The organism is Ruegeria sp. BG11, from assembly GCF_056538565.1.
The window spans coordinates 1-503 of record NZ_JBQFTH010000074.1 but is presented as its reverse complement, the minus strand read 5'-3'; the positions used below and the strand labels follow the sequence as shown (position 1 = coordinate 503).

Genomic DNA, 503 nt, shown 5'->3' with positions numbered 1-503 from the left:
GATCTCGGATGCGCCGGGACCGACCTCGATTGCGCCCGAGGTGTTCAAGGACCAGATGCAGGCGCTGGCGGCATCCGGCCTGCCGGTGGTCACACCGGATGCGCTGGCCAACCCGCCTGCCCCGCGCGTGGTCATCATCAGCTTCGATGACGGGTTCGAAGATTTCGCCGATACCGCCTGGCCGATCCTGCGCGATCATAATTTCACCCCGATCGTCTATCTGCCTTCGGGCCGGATGGGCGGCAGTGACAGCTGGCCCGGCGGACATGTCCCCCCGCGCCCGCTGATGGGCTGGGACAAAGTTGCGGCATTGGCCGAAGAAGGGGTCTGTTTCGGCGCGCATAGTATCAGCCACCCCGACCTCACCACGCTGGACCCTGAGGCGCTTGAAGACGAGATAACCGGCCCTGGTCAGGACATCACCGCCCGGCTGGATCAGCCCATACGCCATTTTGCACCCCCTTATGGGGCATCGAACCCGGACATACGCGCGCGAGTCGCCC

The 503-nt window shown here is 65.2% G+C and carries 1 protein-coding gene; it reads left to right on the top strand.

Annotated features, from left to right (window positions below; all coding sequences use genetic code 11):
* Positions 1 to 503, top strand: a 503-nt coding sequence (locus ACR0JF_RS23460; RefSeq protein WP_480670159.1) for a polysaccharide deacetylase family protein, incomplete at both ends; no start/stop codon positions are given.